The organism is Pseudomonas serbica, assembly GCF_028823535.1.
GTDB lineage: Bacteria > Pseudomonadota > Gammaproteobacteria > Pseudomonadales > Pseudomonadaceae > Aquipseudomonas > Aquipseudomonas serbica.
Window position 1 is genome coordinate 285265 of sequence record NZ_JAQIYM010000010.1, and the last position, 20539, is coordinate 305803.

The following is a 20539-nucleotide window of genomic DNA, read 5'->3' on the forward strand; positions in this document are numbered from 1 at the left end:
GCTTCCCCTTAACCGCGAGCCTTGGCTGCTGGACGTACAACCAAGTTGCCGCCAGTAGCGCCAGGAACAGCGCCCTTGACCAACAACAGATTGCGTTCAGCGTCCACGCGCACTACTTCGAGGGACTGCACGGTCACGCGCTCAGCGCCCATATGACCGGACATTTTTTTGCCCTTGAATACACGACCAGGAGTCTGGCACTGGCCGATAGAGCCTGGAACGCGGTGGGATACGGAGTTACCGTGGGTGTTATCTTGCCCGCGGAAATTCCAACGCTTGATCGTACCCTGGAAGCCTTTACCCTTGGACTGACCGGTTACATCAACCAGTTGACCAGCGGCGAAGATTTCAGCGTTGATCAGATCGCCGGCCTGGTACTCGCCTTCTTCAAGGCGGAATTCCATTACGGTACGACCAGCGGCAACGTTCGCTTTAGCGAAGTGGCCAGCCTGAGCTGCTGTTACACGCGAAGCACGACGCTCGCCGACAGTGACTTGCACTGCACGATAGCCATCGGTCTCTTCAGTTTTGAACTGGGTGACGCGATTCGGTTCGATCTCAATGACCGTGACCGGAATGGAGACACCTTCTTCGGTGAAAATACGGGTCATACCGCATTTACGACCGACTACACCAATAGTCATGTTGTAAACCTCATGAGTGTACGGGGCTTTCACCCGCTATGGCCGCCCATTTCAGAGCGTTACACGACTAAGACCGAGTCTTAGCCGAGGCTGATCTGCACTTCCACACCGGCCGCAAGATCAAGCTTCATAAGTGCATCAACGGTTTTATCCGTTGGCTGGACGATGTCCAGAACGCGCTTATGAGTACGGATCTCGTACTGGTCACGCGCGTCTTTGTTGACGTGCGGGGAGACCAGAACGGTGAACCGCTCTTTACGGGTAGGCAGTGGAATTGGACCACGCACTTGAGCACCAGTACGTTTCGCGGTTTCCACGATTTCCTGGGTGGATTGGTCGATCAGGCGATGGTCAAAAGCCTTCAACCTGATACGGATTTGCTGATTTTGCATTGGATTTCAGACTCCGGCTGCTATTCCCACCGGGCGCAATACGCCCGTTAAAAGGAGGCGCAATTCTATAGACGCCCCAGATAGGTGTCAACCCAATAAAAAAGGCCCCCGCTGAGCGGGGGCCTTTTCAAAGCATCGAAGCTATCTCAAAAGAGATGCTTACTCGATGATTTTAGCTACAACGCCAGCACCAACGGTACGGCCGCCTTCACGGATTGCGAAGCGCAGACCGTCTTCCATTGCGATGGTTTTGATCAGGGTAACAGTCATCTGAATGTTGTCACCTGGCATTACCATTTCAACGCCTTCTGGCAGCTCGCAGTTACCGGTCACGTCAGTAGTACGGAAGTAGAACTGTGGACGGTAGCCTTTGAAGAACGGAGTGTGACGACCGCCTTCTTCCTTGCTCAGAACGTAAACTTCTGCGGTGAACTTGGTGTGCGGCTTAACCGAACCCGGCTTAACCAGAACCTGGCCACGCTCAACGTCGTCACGCTTGGTACCACGCAGCAGAACGCCGCAGTTCTCGCCAGCACGACCTTCGTCGAGCAGCTTGCGGAACATCTCAACACCGGTGCAGGTGGTGGTGGTGGTGTCACGCAGACCAACGATTTCCAGTGCATCTTGAACGCGAACGATACCGCGCTCGATACGACCAGTCACAACAGTACCACGACCCGAGATCGAGAATACGTCTTCGATTGGCATCAGGAATGGCTTGTCGATAGCGCGCTCTGGTTCTGGGATGTAGCTGTCCAGGGTTTCAACCAGTTTACGAACGGCAGTGGTGCCCATTTCGTTGTCGTCTTTGCCTTCCAGCGCCATACGAGCCGAACCGATGATGATTGGAGTGTCATCGCCCGGGAAGTCGTAGGTGGACAGCAGGTCGCGAACTTCCATCTCAACCAGTTCCAGCAGCTCAGCGTCGTCTACCAGGTCAGCCTTGTTCAGGAAAACCACGATGTACGGAACGCCTACCTGACGGGACAGCAGGATGTGCTCACGGGTTTGTGGCATCGGACCATCAGCGGCCGAGCAAACCAGGATCGCGCCATCCATCTGGGCAGCACCGGTGATCATGTTCTTCACGTAGTCAGCGTGACCTGGGCAGTCAACGTGAGCGTAGTGACGGATCTTCGAGTTGTACTCGACGTGCGCGGTGTTGATGGTGATACCACGAGCTTTTTCTTCTGGAGCGCTGTCGATTTTATCGAAATCAACGATTGCAGAACCGAAAACTTCGGAGCAAACGCGAGTCAGAGCAGCGGTCAGAGTGGTTTTACCGTGGTCAACGTGGCCGATGGTGCCAACGTTTACGTGCGGTAGGGAACGATCAAATTTTTCTTTAGCCACGACAATTAACTCCTTGCCTAAAGGACTGAATCAGCCTTGTTTTTTGGTAACGGTTTCGACGATATGCGACGGAGCCGTATTGTATTTTTTGAATTCCATAGAGTAGCTTGCGCGACCCTGGGACATCGAACGAACGTCGGTCGCATAACCGAACATTTCACCCAACGGAACTTCAGCACGGATAACCTTACCGGAAACCGTGTCTTCCATACCCAGAATCATGCCGCGACGACGGTTCAGGTCGCCCATCACGTCACCCATATAGTCTTCAGGCGTAACAACCTCTACCGCCATGATCGGCTCGAGCAACTCACCACCGCCCTTCTGGGCCAGTTGCTTGGTCGCCATGGAAGCAGCCACCTTAAACGCCATCTCGTTCGAGTCGACGTCGTGGTAAGAACCATCAAACACGGTAGCCTTCAGGCCGATCAGCGGATAGCCGGCAACAACACCGTTCTTCATCTGCTCTTCGATACCCTTCTGGATAGCCGGGATGTATTCCTTAGGAACCACACCACCCACTACTTCGTTCAGGAATTGCAGACCTTCCTGACCTTCGTCAGCAGGTGCAAAACGAATCCAGCAGTGACCGAACTGGCCACGACCGCCGGACTGGCGAACGAACTTGCCTTCGATTTCGCAGCTCTTCGTGATGCGCTCACGGTACGAAACTTGAGGCTTACCGATGTTGGCTTCGACGTTGAACTCACGGCGCATCCGGTCAACCAGGATGTCCAGGTGCAGCTCGCCCATGCCGGAGATGATCGTTTGACCAGTCTCTTCATCAGTTTTGACGCGGAAAGACGGGTCTTCCTGAGCAAGTTTGCCCAGAGCGATACCCATTTTTTCCTGGTCATCCTTGGTCTTAGGCTCTACAGCAACCGAAATAACCGGCTCCGGGAAGTCCATGCGAACCAGGATGATTGGCTTGTCAGCGTTGCAGAGGGTTTCACCAGTGGTGACGTCCTTCATGCCGATCAGGGCCGCGATGTCGCCAGCGCGCACTTCCTTGATCTCTTCACGGGCGTTTGCGTGCATTTGCACCATACGACCCACGCGCTCTTTCTTGCCTTTAACCGAGTTGATCACGCCGTCGCCGGAGGCCAACACGCCCGAGTAAACGCGGACGAAGGTCAAGGTACCCACGAATGGGTCGGTAGCGATCTTGAACGCCAGAGCCGAGAACGGCTCGTTGTCGTCTGCATGACGCTCCATTTGCTTTTCCTCGTCATCCGGGTCAGTACCCTTGATGGCAGGAATGTCGGTCGGAGCCGGCAGGTAGTCGATAACGGCGTCGAGAACCAGGGGAACACCCTTGTTCTTGAAGGAAGAACCGCAAACAGCCAGGACGATTTCGCCAGCGATAGTACGCTGACGCAGAGCGGCCTTGATTTCCTCGATGGAAAGCTCTTCGCCTTCGAGGTACTTGTTCATCAGCTCTTCGCTGGCTTCGGCCGCAGCCTCAACCATGTTGCTGCGCCACTCTTCAGCCAGTTCCTGCAGTTCAGCAGGGATAGCTTCGCGACGTGGAGTCATGCCCTTGTCAGCATCGTTCCAGTAAACCGCTTCCATGGTCATCAGATCGATCTGACCCTGGAAGTTGTCTTCGGAACCGATAGCCAACTGGATCGGCACCGGAGTGTGACCCAGACGCTGCTTGATCTGAGCGATCACGCGCAGGAAGTTCGCGCCGGCACGGTCCATCTTGTTCACGTAAACGATACGTGGAACACCGTATTTGTTGGCTTGACGCCATACGGTTTCGGACTGAGGCTCAACGCCGGAAGTGCCGCAGAACACAACGACCGCGCCGTCGAGTACACGCAGGGAACGTTCAACTTCAATGGTGAAGTCTACGTGGCCTGGGGTATCGATGACGTTGAAGCGGTATTGGTCCTTGTGCTGCTTCGCAGAACCCTGCCAGAAAGCGGTGATAGCAGCAGAAGTAATGGTAATACCACGCTCCTGCTCCTGCACCATCCAGTCTGTGGTCGCGGCGCCGTCATGCACCTCGCCCATCTTGTGACTTTTGCCAGTGTAAAAAAGGACGCGCTCGGTGGTGGTGGTTTTACCAGCATCCACGTGAGCAACGATACCAATGTTACGGTAGCGATTAATCGGTGTAGTACGAGCCATAAAGCCCTCGCAAATTGAGTGACGCTAAAATTAGAAGCGGTAGTGCGAGAAAGCTTTGTTAGCTTCAGCCATACGGTGCACGTCTTCACGCTTCTTAACTGCAGCACCTTTACCTTCGGCAGCGTCCAACAGTTCGCCAGCCAAACGCAGAGCCATAGACTTCTCGCCGCGCTTACGGGCGAAGTCTACCAACCAGCGCATTGCCAGAGCGTTACGACGGGACGGACGAACTTCAACCGGAACCTGGTAAGTAGCACCGCCTACACGGCGCGACTTTACTTCGACCAGCGGAGCGATGGCGTCGAGAGCTTTCTCGAAGATTTCCAGGGGGTCGCTGTTCTTGCGTTCTTTAACCTTTTCCAGCGCGCCATAAACGATACGCTCGGCAACGGCTTTCTTGCCGCTTTCCATCACGTGGTTCATGAACTTGGCCAGGATTTGGCTTCCGTATTTTGGATCGTCAAGCACTTCGCGCTTGGCTGCTACGCGTCTTCTTGGCATGGATAAGCCCTCAAACGGTCTTCAGGTTCGCTCGGAATCGGTGCCCATTACGGGACGCCTCCGACCTTACTCTTATCGACTCAGAAAAATAGAAATCAGTTTTTTGCAGCAAGCGACCATTACTTCGGACGCTTGGTACCGTACTTCGAACGACCCTGGTTACGACCTTTAACGCCGGAGGTATCCAACGAACCGCGAACGGTGTGGTAACGAACACCTGGCAAGTCTTTTACACGACCGCCGCGGATCAGTACCACGCTGTGCTCTTGCAGGTTGTGGCCTTCACCGCCGATGTACGAGGAAACCTCGAAACCGTTGGTCAGGCGCACACGGCATACTTTACGCAGTGCCGAGTTAGGTTTTTTCGGCGTGGTGGTGTACACACGGGTGCACACGCCACGGCGTTGCGGGCAGTTCTGCAGCGCAGGTACGTCGGATTTCTCGACGATACGCTTACGCGGCTGACGTACCAGCTGGTTGATAGTTGCCATCTACTAGCTCCACTGTTGTCTTGCGACGCTATTGTCTTGCAAGAAAAGCAAAATGGCAGGAACGTATTCCCGCCAAATTTAGGGGTACAAGAGTCTAAAGAGGATCTTGCCCCCAGTCAAGGCAAGGCCCCGACCTCCCCGCCCATCAAACCTCGACAAATTGTCTCGATTCGATGAACGGAGTGGTCAGGGCCTCAGCTCATTTACCGCAGAACTCAGTTACCGCTCGAGTTCAGCGCTTCGGTCAGTGCAGCTTCCACTTCACTGGCGCTCACGCGCAACGGTTTGTCTGCATCACGGCGACGCTTACGCTCGCTGTGATAAGCCAGACCGGTACCAGCCGGGATCAGACGACCCACGACCACGTTTTCTTTCAGGCCGCGCAGATAATCGCGCTTGCCGGTTACCGCCGCTTCGGTCAGTACGCGAGTGGTTTCCTGGAAGGAAGCCGCCGAGATGAACGATTCGGTGGACAACGACGCCTTGGTGATACCCAGCAGAACGCGAGTGAACTTGGAGACAAACTTGTCTTCGCCGCTCAAGCGCTCGTTCTCTACCAGAACGTGAGTCAATTCCATCTGGTCGCCCTTGATGAAACTGGAATCGCCGGATTCAGCGATTTCAACTTTACGCAGCATCTGACGCAGGATGGTCTCGATGTGCTTGTCGTTGATCTTCACGCCTTGCAGACGGTAAACGTCCTGGATCTCGTTAACGATGTACTTGGCCAGCGCACTTACACCCAGCAGACGCAGGATGTCGTGTGGATCGCTCGGGCCGTCGGAGATAACTTCGCCGCGGTTTACCTGTTCGCCTTCGAACACGTTCAGGTGACGCCACTTCGGAATCAGCTCTTCATACGGATCGCTACCGTCGTTCGGGGTAATAACCAGACGGCGCTTGCCCTTGGTTTCTTTACCGAACGCGATGGTGCCGCTGACTTCAGCCAGAATCGACGCTTCTTTCGGACGACGAGCTTCGAACAAGTCGGCAACACGCGGCAGACCACCGGTGATGTCACGGGTCTTCGAAGTTTCTTGCGGGATACGAGCGATAACATCACCGATCGCGATCTTCGCACCGTCCGCTACACCGACCAGGGCGTTGGCTGGCAGGAAGTACTGAGCGATAACGTCAGTGCCTGGCAGCAACAGATCCTTGCCGTTGTCATCAACCATCTTCACAGCAGGACGGATATCTTTACCGGCAGCTGGACGGTCTTTGGCGTCGAGTACTTCAATGTTGGTCATACCGGTCAATTCGTCAGTCTGACGCTTGATCGTGATGCCTTCTTCCATGCCCACGTAGGTCACGGTACCTTTCATTTCGGTAACGATCGGGTGAGTGTGCGGATCCCACTTGGCCACGATTGCGCCAGCGTCGACCTTGTCACCTTCTTTAACCGAAATCACGGCACCGTACGGCAGCTTGTAACGCTCGCGCTCACGACCGAAGTCGTCAGCGATTGCCAGCTCACCGGAACGGGACACAGCAACCAGGTGGCCATCCACTCGCTCAACGTGCTTCAGGTTATGCAGACGGACGGTACCGCCATTCTTGACCTGAACGCTGTCGGCCGCGGAGGTCCGGCTTGCCGCACCACCGATGTGGAACGTACGCATCGTCAGCTGGGTACCCGGCTCACCGATGGACTGGGCAGCGATAACGCCGACCGCTTCACCGATGTTCACCTGGTGACCACGAGCCAGGTCGCGACCGTAGCACTTGGCGCAGATGCCGAAACGGGTTTCGCAGCTGATCGGCGAACGTACAATCACTTCGTCGATGCTGTTGAGCTCGATGAACTCGACCCACTTCTCGTCGACCAGGGTGCCGGCAGGAACGATGACGTCCTCGGTACCTGGCTTGAATACGTCACGGGCGATAACACGACCCAATACGCGTTCACCCAACGGCTCTACAACGTCACCGCCTTCAATGTGCGGAGTCATCAGCAGACCGTGTTCGGTGCCGCAATCGATCTCGGTTACAACCAGGTCTTGCGCCACGTCTACCAGACGACGGGTCAGGTAACCCGAGTTCGCCGTTTTCAACGCGGTATCCGCCAGACCTTTACGAGCACCGTGAGTGGAGATGAAGTACTGGAGTACGCTCAAACCTTCACGGAAGTTCGCGGTAATCGGCGTTTCGATGATGGAGCCATCCGGCTTGGCCATCAGGCCACGCATACCGGCCAGCTGACGAATCTGTGCTGCGGAACCCCGCGCACCCGAGTCGGCCATCATGTACATCGAGTTGAAGGACTCTTGGTCGACTTCGACGCCATGACGGTCGATGACTTTCTCTTTCGAGAGGTTGGCCATCATCGCCTTGGAAACTTCGTCGTTCGCCTTGGACCAAAGGTCGATCACTTTGTTGTACTTCTCGCCCTGGGTTACCAGGCCGGAGGCGTACTGACTTTCGATCTCTTTCACTTCGTCGGTGGCAGCACCGATGATGCGGGCTTTTTCATCAGGGATAACGAAGTCGTTAACGCCGATGGAAACGCCGGAAATGGTCGAATAGGCAAAACCGGTGTACATCAACTGGTCAGCGAAGATCACGGTCTCTTTCAGACCAACCACGCGGTAGCACTGGTTGATCAGCTTGGAGATCGCCTTTTTCTTCATCGGCAGGTTGACGACGTCGTACGACAGACCTTTTGGCACAACCTGGAACAACAGCGCACGACCGACGGTAGTGTCGACGATACGGGTGTTGGTCACGCTGCCGCCATCACGGTCGTTGACGGTTTCGTTGATCCGGACTTTGACCTTGGCGTGCAGTGCGGCTTCGCCGGCACGGAACACACGGTCAACTTCCTGCAGATCCGCGAACACACGACCTTCGCCCTTGGCGTTGATCGCTTCACGCGTCATGTAGTACAGACCCAATACAACGTCCTGCGACGGAACGATGATTGGCTCACCGTTGGCTGGCGACAGAATGTTGTTGGTCGACATCATCAACGCACGCGCTTCCAGCTGGGCTTCCAGCGTCAGCGGTACGTGCACGGCCATTTGGTCGCCGTCGAAGTCGGCGTTGTACGCAGCACAGACCAGAGGGTGCAGCTGGATAGCCTTACCTTCGATCAGTACCGGTTCAAACGCCTGGATACCCAGACGGTGAAGGGTCGGTGCACGGTTGAGAAGAACCGGGTGTTCGCGAATCACTTCAGCGAGAACGTCCCAAACCTCTGGCAGTTCGCGCTCGACCATCTTCTTGGCAGCCTTGATGGTGGTCGCGAGACCACGCATTTCCAGCTTGCCGAAAATGAACGGCTTGAACAGCTCGAGAGCCATCTTCTTCGGCAGACCGCACTGGTGCAGACGCAGGGTCGGACCTACGGTAATTACCGAACGACCGGAGTAGTCAACACGCTTACCGAGCAAGTTCTGACGGAAACGACCCTGCTTACCCTTGATCATGTCAGCCAGGGATTTCAGAGGACGCTTGTTGGAACCGGTGATAGCGCGGCCACGACGACCGTTGTCGAGCAGTGCATCGACAGCTTCCTGCAACATGCGCTTTTCGTTGCGCACGATGATGTCCGGAGCGGACAGATCCAGCAGGCGCTTCAAACGGTTGTTACGGTTGATCACTCGACGATACAGATCGTTGAGGTCGGAAGTCGCGAAGCGACCGCCATCGAGCGGGACCAGTGGACGCAGATCTGGCGGCAGAACCGGCAGAACGGTCAGCACCATCCACTCTGGCAGGTTGCCGGAACCCTGGAAGGCTTCCATCAACTTCAGACGCTTGGACAGCTTCTTGATCTTGGTTTCCGAGTTGGTTTGCGGAATTTCTTCACGCAGGCGGCCAATCTCGTGCTCCAGGTCGATAGCGTGCAGCAGTTCGCGGACAGCTTCGGCACCCATGCGGGCATCGAAATCGTCGCCAAACTCTTCCAGCGCTTCGAAGTACTGCTCGTCGTTGAGCAGCTGACCTTTTTCAAGGGTGGTCATGCCTGGATCGATAACGACGTAGCTCTCGAAGTAGAGAACGCGCTCGATATCACGCAGGGTCATGTCCATCAGCAAGCCGATACGGGACGGCAGCGATTTCAGGAACCAGATGTGGGCAACTGGCGAGGCCAGTTCGATGTGCGCCATGCGCTCACGACGAACTTTTGCCAGCGCGACTTCAACGCCGCACTTCTCGCAGATCACACCACGGTGCTTCAAGCGCTTGTACTTACCGCACAGGCACTCGTAATCCTTTACCGGGCCAAAGATCTTGGCGCAGAACAGGCCGTCACGCTCAGGTTTGAACGTACGGTAGTTGATGGTTTCCGGCTTTTTAACTTCACCGAACGACCACGAACGGATCATCTCAGGCGATGCCAATCCGATACGGATGGCGTCGAACTCTTCGACTTGACCCTGGTTTTTCAGCAAATTCAGTAGGTCTTTCAAGGCCTTTCCTCCTGGCGGAGCAGAGAGCGGGCAATCCTGCCCCGCTCTCGATTCGCGTCACGTGTTATTCGGTTTCCAGATCGATATCGATGCCGAGGGAACGAATTTCCTTGATCAACACGTTGAAGGACTCGGGCATGCCCGGCTCCATACGGTGATCGCCATCCACGATGTTTTTGTACATCTTGGTACGGCCGTTCACATCGTCCGACTTCACTGTGAGCATTTCTTGCAGAGTGTAAGCGGCACCGTATGCTTCCAGTGCCCAGACCTCCATCTCCCCGAAACGCTGACCACCGAACTGCGCCTTACCACCCAGCGGCTGCTGGGTAACCAGGCTGTACGAACCGGTAGAACGCGCGTGCATCTTGTCGTCTACCAAGTGGTTCAGCTTCAGCATGTACATGTAGCCAACGGTAACCGGGCGCTCGAACTTGTTGCCGGTACGGCCGTCGGTCAGCTGCATCTGGCCGCTTTCTGGCAGGTCTGCCAGTTTCAGCATGGCCTTGATTTCGCTTTCCTTGGCGCCGTCGAACACTGGAGTGGCCATTGGAACGCCGCCACGCAGGTTTTGAGCCAGATCCAGGATTTCCTGGTCGGAGAAGTCATCGAGGCTTTCCTGACGACCGCCGATCTCGTTGTAGATCTCGTGCAGGAACTTGCGCAGCTCGGCAACTTTACGCTGCTCTTCAACCATGCGGTTGATCTTCTCGCCCAGACCTTTGGCCGCGAGGCCCAGGTGGGTTTCGAGGATCTGACCGACGTTCATACGCGAAGGTACGCCCAACGGGTTGAGGACGACATCGACCGGGGTGCCATTGGCATCGTGCGGCATGTCTTCAACCGGCATGATCACGGAGACCACACCCTTGTTACCGTGACGACCGGCCATCTTGTCGCCCGGCTGGATGCGACGACGGATTGCCAGGTAAACCTTGACGATTTTCAGCACGCCTGGAGCCAGGTCATCGCCCTGCTGCAGTTTGCGCTTCTTGTCTTCGAACTTGTCGTCCAGCAGACGGCGACGATCAACGATGTAGGCCTGGGCCTTCTCGAGCTGCTCGTTCAGAGCATCTTCAGCCATGCGCAGCTTGAACCACTGACCGTGCTCAAGACCGTCGAGAACTTCGTCGGTGATGTCCTGGCCTTTCTTCAAGCCGGCGCCGCCTTCGGCTTTGTGGCCGACCAGAGCGGAACGCAGACGTTCGAAAGTAGCGCCTTCGACGATACGGAACTCTTCGTTCAGGTCCTTGCGGATCTCGTCCAGCTGGGACTTCTCGATCGACAGGGCACGAGCATCACGCTCAACGCCGTCGCGGGTGAAGACCTGTACGTCGATGACAGTACCTTTGGTACCGGTAGGTACACGCAGGGAGGTGTCTTTAACGTCGCTGGCTTTTTCACCGAAGATCGCACGCAGCAGTTTTTCTTCCGGAGTCAGCTGGGTCTCGCCTTTCGGAGTGACCTTACCCACCAGGATGTCGCCTGCGCCAACTTCAGCACCTACGTAAACGATACCGGCTTCGTCCAGCTTGTTCAGTGCAGCTTCACCCACGTTCGGGATGTCCGCAGTGATTTCCTCTGGGCCAAGCTTGGTGTCACGGGCCACACAGGTCAGTTCCTGAATGTGGATCGTGGTGAAACGGTCTTCCTGAACAACGCGTTCCGACAGGCAGATGGAGTCTTCGAAGTTGAAGCCGTTCCATGCCATGAAGGCGATGCGCATGTTCTGGCCCAGTGCCAGCTCACCCATGTCGGTGGACGGACCGTCGGCCATGATGTCGCTACGCTGAACCCGATCACCTTTACGTACCAGCGGACGCTGGTTGATGCAGGTGTTCTGGTTGGAGCGGGTGTACTTGGTCAGGTTGTAGATGTCGACACCGGCTTCACCGGTTTCAACTTCGTCATCGGCAACACGAACCACGATACGGCTGGCGTCGACGGAGTCGATCACGCCGCCACGACGAGCCACGACGCAAACGCCGGAGTCACGGGCTACGTTACGCTCCATGCCGGTACCTACCAGCGGCTTGTCAGCGCGCAGGGTTGGTACAGCTTGACGCTGCATGTTCGAACCCATCAACGCACGGTTGGCGTCGTCGTGCTCGAGGAACGGAATCAGCGACGCTGCAACCGAAACTACCTGCTTCGGCGAAACGTCCATCAAGGTGACGTCTTCCGGCGCCTTGACGGTGAATTCGTTCAAGTGACGAACAGCAACCAGCTCGTCGATCAGGACTTTCTTGTCGTTCATCGTGGCCGAAGCCTGAGCGATCACGTGATCAGCTTCTTCGATGGCGGACAGGAACACGATCTCGTCGGTGACCAGAGCGTCTTTCACCACACGGTACGGGCTCTCGAGGAAACCGTACTGGTTGGTGCGCGCATAGGCGGCCAGGGAGTTGATCAGACCGATGTTCGGACCTTCCGGCGTTTCGATCGGGCAAACACGACCGTAGTGCGTCGGGTGTACGTCACGAACCTCAAAGCCGGCACGCTCACGGGTCAGACCACCAGGGCCGAGTGCAGAGACACGACGCTTGTGGGTGATCTCGGACAGCGGGTTGTTCTGGTCCATGAACTGGGACAGCTGGCTGGAACCGAAGAACTCTTTCACCGCCGCAGCCACAGGCTTGGCGTTGATCAGGTCTTGCGGCATCAGGCCTTCGCTTTCTGCCATCGACAGACGCTCTTTGACCGCACGCTCAACACGTACCAGGCCAACGCGGAACTGGTTCTCGGCCATTTCGCCTACGCAGCGAACACGACGGTTACCCAGGTGGTCGATGTCATCGACGATGCCTTTACCGTTACGGATGTCGACCAGGGTCTTCAGTACCGCGACGATGTCTTCCTTGCACAGCACGCCCGAACCTTCGATCTCGGTACGACCGATACGACGGTTGAACTTCATCCGGCCGACCGCAGACAGGTCATAGCGCTCAGGGCTGAAGAACAGGTTGTTGAACAGGGTCTCGGCAGCGTCTTTGGTTGGCGGCTCGCCAGGACGCATCATGCGATAGATCTCGACCAGCGCTTCCAGTTGGTTGCTGGTGGAATCGATCTTCAGAGTGTCAGAGACGAACGGACCGCAGTCGATATCGTTGGTGTACAGAGTTTCGATGCGGACAACACCGGCCTTGGCGATTTTCGCAAGGATCTCGGTGTTCAGCTCGGTGTTGCACTCTGCCAGGATTTCGCCGGTGGCCGGATGCACGATGACCTTGGCGGTTGTGCGACCCAGGACGTAGTCCAGAGGCACATCCAGCTCTTTGATCCCGGCTTTTTCCAGCTGGTTGATGTGGCGAGCAGTGATACGGCGACCTTGCTCGACAATAACCTTGCCTTTGTCGTCCTGGATATCGAGGACAGCGATTTCACCGCGCAGGCGCTGAGGCACCAGCTCCAGGCTCAGGGTCTCGCCCTTAACGTGGAATACGTTGGTGGTGTAGAACGCGTCCAGCACTTCTTCAGTGGTATAGCCGAGCGCGCGCAGCAGTACCGATGCAGGCAGCTTGCGACGACGGTCGATACGCACGAATACGCAATCTTTCGGGTCGAACTCGAAGTCCAGCCACGAACCGCGGTAAGGAATGATGCGCGCGGAGTACAGCAGTTTACCGGAGCTGTGCGTCTTGCCACGGTCGTGGTCGAAGAACACGCCAGGGGAACGGTGCAGCTGGGAAACGATTACACGCTCGGTACCGTTGATTACGAAGGTACCGTTCTCAGTCATCAGGGGGATTTCACCCATGTAGACTTCTTGCTCTTTGATGTCCTTGATCGCTTTGTTCGACGATTCTTTGTCGAAAATGATCAGGCGCACTTTTACCCGCAAAGGTACGGCGTAAGTTACACCGCGCAATACGCATTCTTTGACATCAAATGCCGGTTCGCCCAGGCGATAACCGACGTACTCCAGCGCAGCATTGCCGGAGTAGCTGATGATCGGGAAAACGGATTTGAAGGCCGCATGCAGGCCCACGTCGCGGAACTGATCTTTAGTCGCTCCCGCTTGCAAGAATTCACGATACGAATCCAGCTGGATGGCCAGGAGGTACGGCACATCCATGACGTCCGGCAACTTGCTAAAGTCCTTGCGGATACGTTTTTTCTCAGTATATGAGTAAGCCATCAGCGTTCCCCAGCTTGGTCACCTGCTTGTTTGGCCCCTCCCGACGGGAGCAGCCAGAAAATCGTGCAAACCCCATGGTTTGCGCCACCGCATCGGGTGGTTACAGCTCGTTACCGGCACCGACCCAGTCGGCTGCCAATAACGGAAAAAGGCCGGTGGCAAGAGCCACCAGCCATCAGCCTGTCGCTTAACGCTCGGGCTGGAGACGCAAAGTCGATGCTTACTTCAGCTCGACTTTAGCGCCTGCTTCTTCCAGAGTTGCTTTGGCTTTGTCAGCTGCGTCTTTGGCAACAGCTTCCAGAACCATGGCAGGAGCGCCGTCAACTACAGCCTTGGCTTCTTTCAGGCCCAGACCGGTCAGTTCACGTACTGCCTTGATCACGTTAACTTTCTTCTCGCCAGCTTCGGTCAGCATGACGTTGAATTCAGTTTGCTCTTCAACAACGGCGGCAGCAGCAGCAGGACCAGCCGATGCAGCAGCAGCGGTAACACCGAATTTTTCTTCGAAAGCTTTGATCAGCTCAACAACTTCCATTACGGACATGTTGCCAACTGCTTCAAGGATATCGTTCTGAGAGATAGACATGAATCTAATTCCTGATATTGGGGACGGCCTACGCGACCATCGAAAAAAACAAAAAACGCGAGAAGTTGACGAGCCTTAGGCTGCAGCAGCTTCTTTCTGGTCGCGAATTGCCGCCAGAGTACGAGCCAATTTGCTGGTAGCGCCTTGAATCACGCTCATCAGCTGAGAAATTGCTTCGTCACGGGTCGGCAGAGTTGCCAGTACGTCGATTTGGTTAGCTGCGAGGAACTTGCCCTCGAACGCAGCTGCCTTGATCTCGAACTTGTCCTGACCCTTTGCGAACTCTTTGAAGATCCGGGCAGCAGCGCCTGGATGTTCCTTGGAGAAGGCAATCAGGGTAGGGCCAGTGAACACGTCGTTGAGGACACTGAATTCAGTGTCAGCAACGGCGCGCTTGAGCAGGGTGTTACGTACAACACGTACGTAAACGCCAGCTTCACGAGCCTCTTTACGGAGTCCGGTCATCGCGCCTACTGTTACGCCACGGGCATCAGCCACGACAGCGGACAGAGCGACTTTGGCAGCCTCGTTGACTTCAGCGACGATGGCCTTCTTGTCTTCGAGTTTAATTGCCACGGGTTTAACTCCTGCTTGTTACCGTTTCATTCGATCGAAACCGAATGTCGTTTTGGTGTCTGATTCGGTAAGGAACCGGGAGCACCATCTGCGTAGGCTTGTGGTTTAAGACTTGCGTCGCCTACGGTCTTGGATAGCCCCCGCCAGGCAGGGACCCCAATTTTTCAATTGGCGCAATCGCTTGCGCCAATTTGTGTCTTACGCGTCCAGCGAGCTCTGGTCGATAACCAGACCTGGGCCCATGGTGGTGCTCAGGGTAACGCGCTTGACGTAGATACCTTTCGAGGAAGCTGGCTTGATACGCTTCAGATCAGCGATCAGGGCTTCAACGTTTTCCTTCAGCTTGACGGCGTCGAAGCCGATCTTGCCAACGGAAGTGTGGATGATGCCGTTTTTGTCGGTGCGATAACGAACCTGACCAGCCTTGGCGTTTTTAACCGCGGTAGCTACGTCTGGGGTTACGGTGCCGACTTTAGGGTTAGGCATCAGACCACGTGGACCGAGGATCTGACCCAACTGACCCACAACGCGCATGGCATCCGGGGATGCGATCACTACGTCATAGTTCAGGTCGCCGCCTTTCATTTCGGCAGCCAGGTCGTCCATGCCTACACGGTCAGCGCCGGCAGCCAGAGCGGCTTCAGCAGCTGGACCCTGGGTGAACACAGCAACGCGAACGGTCTTGCCAGTGCCGTGTGGCAGCACGGTAGCGCTACGAACGACCTGGTCGGATTTACGCGGGTCAACACCCAGGTTTACAGCAACGTCGAACGACTCGCTGAACTTGACAGTCGACAGCTCAGCCAGCAGAGCAGCAGCGTCTACAAAGTTGTAGGCCTTGCCTGCTTCGATTTTGCCGGCGATAGCCTTTTGACGCTTGGTCAGCTTAGCCATTACACACCCTCCACGTTAAGGCCCATGCTACGAGCAGAACCGGCGATAGTACGCACGGCTGCTTCCATATCAGCTGCAGTCAGATCCGCGTTTTTGGTTTTCGCGATTTCTTCCAGCTGAGCACGAGTTACAGTGCCAACCTTAACGGTGTTCGGACGAGCGGAACCGCTGGTCAGACCGGCCGCCTTCTTCAGCAGAACCGAAGCAGGGGTGGATTTGGTTTCGAACGTGAAGCTACGGTCGCTGTAGACAGTGATGATCACTGGAGTCGGCAGACCTGGCTCAAGACCCTGAGTACGGGCGTTGAAAGCCTTGCAGAATTCCATGATGTTCACGCCGTGCTGACCCAAAGCAGGACCAACAGGTGGGCTTGGGTTAGCCTGAGCGGCCTTCACTTGCAGCTTGATGTAAGCGGTAATCTTCTTGGCCATGAGGCACTCCAATTACGGGTTCAAACGCCTCGAAAGGCTCCCCGGTTACTTGCGCGTTTATCCCAGTGACGACAAAACCCCACAGCCTAAGGCTGCGGGGTTGGGATGCTTGTTCAGTTAGACCTTTTCGACCTGACTGAACTCCAACTCTACCGGGGTAGAGCGTCCGAAAATGAGCACCGCGACCTGGATCCGGCTCTTTTCGTAGTTGACTTCTTCGACGGTGCCGGTGAAATCGGCAAACGGACCGTCGTTGACGCGCACCGACTCGCCCGGCTCGAACAATGTCTTCGGCTTCGGCTTGTCGCTACCATCGGCGACGCGACGCAGAATCGCTTCTGCCTCTTTATCTGTAATCGGTGCCGGCTTATCGGCAGTACCGCCGATGAAACCCATCACACGAGGAGTGTCCTTGACCAAGTGCCAAGTACCCTCGTTCATATCCATCTGGACCAGCACGTAACCAGGGAAGAACTTACGCTCGCTCTTGCGCTTCTGGCCGTTACGCATCTCAACCACTTCTTCAGTGGGAACCAGAATCTCGCCGAAGCCATCTTCCATGCCAGCCAGCTTTACACGCTCGATCAACGAACGCATGACATGCTTCTCGTAACCCGAGTAAGCATGCACAACATACCAACGCTTAGCCACGGGACACCCTTAGCCGACAATCAAGGAGACAAGCCAGCCGAGCAGGGAATCGAGCCCCCACAACAGCAACGCCATAACCAGGACAACAGCCACAACGATCAACGTGGTCTGCGTGGTTTCTTGGCGAGTTGGCCATACGACTTTACGAATCTCGGTGCGCGCTTCCTTAACCAGTACAAAGAAAGACTTGCCCTTGGCCGTCTGCAGGCCTACAAAGGCAGCTACAGCAGCAATCACAAGCAAAGCAAGCACGCGGTACAGGATCGGCGAAGCAGAGTAATACTGATTGCCAACAACGCCAACAACCACCAAAGCGACTACTACTAGCCACTTGAGCAGATCGAAGCGCGAGCCTTGAGCTTCAGCTTTAGGAGTCATCTATGAAGATCCTGTGAAAAGAAAGCCAGACACACTTGGTGAATCTGGCAGGTCAGGAGGGAATCGAACCCCCAACCTACGGTTTTGGAGACCGTCGCTCTGCCAATTGAGCTACTGACCTAAAACAAAATCAGGCCGACCATTATGCAGGCCCGAAAAAGACTTTACAACACCTTACTCAATGGCCTTTGCACTCCACCAGCACCCGGGACTCAAACTGCCCTCAGGCACAACGAAACACAACCAGACCATTAAAACAAAGGCAGATATTTTCATATCTGCCTTGTTATATGGAGCTCTTGAGCGGATTTGAACCGCTGACCTCACCCTTACCAAGGGTGTGCTCTACCAACTGAGCTACAAGAGCGTAACACCGTGCAAAACCTGCAAACTTGGAGCGGGTAGCGGGAATCGAACCCGCATCATCAGCTTGGAAGGCTGAGGTTCTACCACTAAACTATACCCGCGAGGCTTGCAGCTCTCGCTAAAAATGGTGGAGGGGGAAGGATTCGAACCTTCGAAGTCGTAGACGTCAGATTTACAGTCTGATCCCTTTGGCCGCTCGGGAACCCCTCCTAAGCGAGCCGGCATTCTACATCATGCCAGCCTTCTGTCAAGCATTTTTCTCATTAAAATCCTGAGCTTATCTGCGTTGACCTCGCCTCACCTCGTTGACCGCTTTAGGTCTTCGCTGTGGAGCGGGCGCCATTCTATGCAAACTATTGAGTGGGTGCAACCCCCCCACAAGGCATTATTTTATGTTTTAACTCATTGAATTCTCTAGAAAGGTTTATCAGCTGCAAGTCATCCAGCCAACGCTTGCTTTCAGGGGCCACACGGACCCAGTACGCCGGGGGTTCAGCCGGACTTGCAGGGAGCGACTGATACTTCACACCCATGCCGGTCAACCTGCGCTCAAGCGCTTGCTCGACATCCTGACGAACAAAACCACCCAGATAAAGGCAGTCCGCCTCTGCCTGCGCCACCTTTCCTTTATCCTTGGCCGCATCCGTCGCCTCACTCAACAGACGGATGTCCTGCTGGGAGCCGCGATACAAGCTCAGGGGTGTCACATCCTTGGCACGCAGGGGCGCCTCCTGTTGATGCCAGACGTAATAAAACACATTGAGAACGAGCAGCAGCAGAAACAACCAACGCATAAAGACCTCAGGACAAGGGGCATGCCATCGCCAAGCCTACAAACACCAGATCGGGCACCACCCGGGCTTCAGGCACGATCTCGCAGACCAGCGCCGCGTCACCACCGGTAAGGAATACCGTAAAACTTTCACCCCAATAACCACGCGCCATCTCCAGCTGCGTCAGGACAAACCCCCGAAGCATCAGCAGGCACCCGCGCTCTACCGCCTCGACCGTCGTGCGACCGGGCTCAAGACGCTCCAGGGCACGCTCAGCTGCGAGGTCTCCATATCGAATCTTGCGGGTATGAGTGCGCAACTGGTTTCGCATCAACGGCATCCCAGGACATATGAAACCACCCAGATGCTCTCCGTCAGCGGAAACGAAGTCCGCGGTCACCGCAGTGCCGAAATCAAGCACCAGGCATGCGCCCGCTGCCAAATGAAACCCTCCAAGCAACGCCAGCCATCGATCAAGTCCGAGCCGCTCGAATTCTTCATAACCATTGCGAACACCGGCCATTGCCTTCGTGGGGGCCGCACAGACCACTGATATGTCGAAGGCCGCTTTCAACCGAGCAATCAATTCGCCGGTCTCCTCAGCAGTCCTGACACTCACCAACCGACAGAACCTAAGGGCAAGACCTTGAATTGCTTTTACGCCCTCGAGCAATGCGAGGTCGGAATCGACAACCCCCTCCCCCACGACTTGACGTGCGTTCGCCTCGAGGACACGCCACTTGATGAAACTATTTCCGCAGTCGAGCTCAAGAATCATGACGCAACCTCAGACTCAGCTCACCGCCACTGAAGACTTTCTCCACACCACCCACCTTCAAGCGCAGCGCACCCTGACTATCGATGCCCAGCACTTCGCCATCTATTTGGTTTGCACCTGCAATCAAAGAGACCGCACGCCCCTGCCACAGGTGATGCTGCTCCCACTCAGCCTGGATCGCCGAAAAGCCAACCGCCTGATGGCGAGCCAGATACTTCTGCAGCATTTCCCCCAACTCCGCGACCAGGTGATTGCGATCAAACGCCTTGCCCGACTCCAGGCGCATGGACGTCCATTGTTGGTCGACCTCATCGGTCATCTGCATGTTTACATTAATCCCGACACCCAGCACCACGTGACAAACGTCGGCAGGATCCCCCACCAACTCAAGCAGTATGCCGGCGATCTTCTTCTGCCCTACCAGGACATCATTGGGCCACTTCAAACCCACGCCGGGAACGCCAAGCTCGCGCAGGGCCTGCATGACGGCGAGCCCTACGACCAAGCTCAAGCCCTCCAGCTGGCGCATCCCCCCTTCAATCCGCAACACAAGGCTGTAATAGACATTTTCCGCGAATGGACTGACCCATTTTCGCCCTCGCCGCCCGCGGCCCGCAGTCTGCCGCTCGGCAAGCACAACAAAAGGCGCTACCTGGTGCCGCTCAATGGCGCGCAAGGCTTCAGCGTTCGTGGAATCAATAGAGTCGAAGACCAGGGCCGGCCATTTACAGGAAGGAGCGAGCCGCTCTATCTCCGCGGGATCAAGCAGCGTCAACGGCGCAGCCAGTTGATAGCCGCGTCCGCGAACTTTATGAATGGACAACCCTAATTCAGCCTCAAGATGCTGAAGCTGCTTCCACACAGCACTGCGACTGATGCCCAGGGCGGCGCCCAGCGCCTGGCCTGAATGGAATCGGCCATCCTTAAGAAGCTTTAACAACGTCAGCATGCAAGTCTCGCCTCACAATGAGGACCGCATGATAGCCACGCCCTGAGCCCTTGCATAGAAATCCGAGGTGACAGATTTTCCTGCGGA

At 55.9% G+C, this 20539-nt stretch carries 17 protein-coding genes and 4 tRNA genes; all 21 read right to left on the reverse strand.

Annotated features, from left to right (window positions below; all coding sequences use genetic code 11):
• Window positions 1-8 precede the first annotated feature (8 nt).
• Window positions 9-644, reverse strand: a complete 636-nt coding sequence (gene rplC / locus NQL71_RS18700; protein ID WP_003186059.1) for a 50S ribosomal protein L3 — start codon at window positions 642-644, stop codon at window positions 9-11.
• Between the two features lie 80 nt (window positions 645-724).
• The gene (rpsJ, locus tag NQL71_RS18705; protein ID WP_003186070.1) at window positions 725-1036 is read right to left on the reverse strand and encodes a 30S ribosomal protein S10; all 312 of its coding nucleotides are present in this window, start codon (window positions 1034-1036) and stop codon (window positions 725-727) included.
• Window positions 1037-1195: 159 nt separating this feature from the next.
• The gene (gene tuf / locus NQL71_RS18710; protein ID WP_034148074.1) at window positions 1196-2389 is read right to left on the reverse strand and encodes an elongation factor Tu; all 1194 of its coding nucleotides are present in this window, start codon (window positions 2387-2389) and stop codon (window positions 1196-1198) included.
• Between the two features lie 30 nt (window positions 2390-2419).
• Complete coding sequence (gene fusA / locus NQL71_RS18715) at window positions 2420-4525, reverse strand: elongation factor G (RefSeq protein ID WP_046815908.1); 2106 nt, start codon at window positions 4523-4525, stop codon at window positions 2420-2422.
• A gap of 30 nt (window positions 4526-4555) precedes the next feature.
• Window positions 4556-5026 carry a 30S ribosomal protein S7 gene (gene rpsG / locus NQL71_RS18720; protein WP_002555493.1) on the reverse strand — a complete coding sequence of 157 codons (471 nt, stop codon included), beginning with the start codon at window positions 5024-5026 and terminating at the stop codon, window positions 4556-4558.
• A 119-nt stretch (window positions 5027-5145) separates the two neighbouring features.
• A complete protein-coding gene (gene rpsL, locus NQL71_RS18725; RefSeq protein ID WP_003186084.1) occupies window positions 5146-5517 on the reverse strand; it encodes a 30S ribosomal protein S12 in 372 nt (123 codons plus the stop codon).
• A 215-nt stretch (window positions 5518-5732) separates the two neighbouring features.
• Window positions 5733-9932 (reverse strand): DNA-directed RNA polymerase subunit beta', encoded by a 4200-nt coding sequence (rpoC, locus tag NQL71_RS18730; RefSeq protein ID WP_008065703.1) that lies wholly within the window; start codon window positions 9930-9932, stop codon window positions 5733-5735.
• 64 nt (window positions 9933-9996) lie between these two features.
• Window positions 9997-14070 (reverse strand): DNA-directed RNA polymerase subunit beta, encoded by a 4074-nt coding sequence (gene rpoB / locus NQL71_RS18735; RefSeq protein ID WP_008018199.1) that lies wholly within the window; start codon window positions 14068-14070, stop codon window positions 9997-9999.
• Window positions 14071-14290: 220 nt separating this feature from the next.
• Window positions 14291-14656, reverse strand: a complete 366-nt coding sequence (rplL, locus tag NQL71_RS18740; RefSeq protein WP_034148078.1) for a 50S ribosomal protein L7/L12 — start codon at window positions 14654-14656, stop codon at window positions 14291-14293.
• 75 nt (window positions 14657-14731) lie between these two features.
• Entirely contained in the window at window positions 14732-15232 is a 501-nt protein-coding gene (rplJ, locus tag NQL71_RS18745) for a 50S ribosomal protein L10 (protein ID WP_007970413.1), read from the reverse strand.
• A gap of 198 nt (window positions 15233-15430) precedes the next feature.
• Entirely contained in the window at window positions 15431-16126 is a 696-nt protein-coding gene (gene rplA, locus NQL71_RS18750) for a 50S ribosomal protein L1 (protein WP_003186095.1), read from the reverse strand.
• Window positions 16126-16557 (reverse strand): 50S ribosomal protein L11, encoded by a 432-nt coding sequence (gene rplK / locus NQL71_RS18755; RefSeq protein WP_007933726.1) that lies wholly within the window; start codon window positions 16555-16557, stop codon window positions 16126-16128. The genes rplA and rplK overlap by 1 nt, the downstream gene beginning before the upstream one ends.
• A 117-nt stretch (window positions 16558-16674) precedes the next feature.
• Window positions 16675-17208 (reverse strand): transcription termination/antitermination protein NusG, encoded by a 534-nt coding sequence (nusG, locus tag NQL71_RS18760; RefSeq protein ID WP_007933727.1) that lies wholly within the window; start codon window positions 17206-17208, stop codon window positions 16675-16677.
• Between the two features lie 9 nt (window positions 17209-17217).
• Window positions 17218-17586, reverse strand: coding sequence for a preprotein translocase subunit SecE (gene secE, locus NQL71_RS18765; RefSeq protein WP_007916493.1), 369 nt, complete (start codon window positions 17584-17586; stop codon window positions 17218-17220).
• Between the two features lie 45 nt (window positions 17587-17631).
• Window positions 17632-17707, reverse strand: a tRNA-Trp gene (locus NQL71_RS18770).
• A 170-nt stretch (window positions 17708-17877) separates the two neighbouring features.
• Window positions 17878-17953 (reverse strand) — tRNA-Thr (locus NQL71_RS18775).
• Window positions 17954-17979: 26 nt separating this feature from the next.
• Window positions 17980-18053, reverse strand: a tRNA-Gly gene (locus NQL71_RS18780).
• Window positions 18054-18077: 24 nt separating this feature from the next.
• Window positions 18078-18162 (reverse strand) — tRNA-Tyr (locus tag NQL71_RS18785).
• Window positions 18163-18305: 143 nt separating this feature from the next.
• On the reverse strand, window positions 18306-18746 hold the full coding sequence (locus NQL71_RS18790; RefSeq protein WP_046815909.1) for a hypothetical protein: 441 nt from the start codon (window positions 18744-18746) through the stop codon (window positions 18306-18308).
• A gap of 7 nt (window positions 18747-18753) precedes the next feature.
• Window positions 18754-19503: a pantothenate kinase gene (locus tag NQL71_RS18795; RefSeq protein ID WP_046815910.1), complete on the reverse strand. Its 750-nt coding sequence runs from the start codon at window positions 19501-19503 to the stop codon at window positions 18754-18756.
• Window positions 19493-20452 (reverse strand): bifunctional biotin--[acetyl-CoA-carboxylase] ligase/biotin operon repressor BirA, encoded by a 960-nt coding sequence (gene birA, locus NQL71_RS18800; protein ID WP_046815911.1) that lies wholly within the window; start codon window positions 20450-20452, stop codon window positions 19493-19495. The genes NQL71_RS18795 and birA overlap by 11 nt, the downstream gene beginning before the upstream one ends.
• Between the last annotated feature and the right edge of the window lie 87 nt (window positions 20453-20539).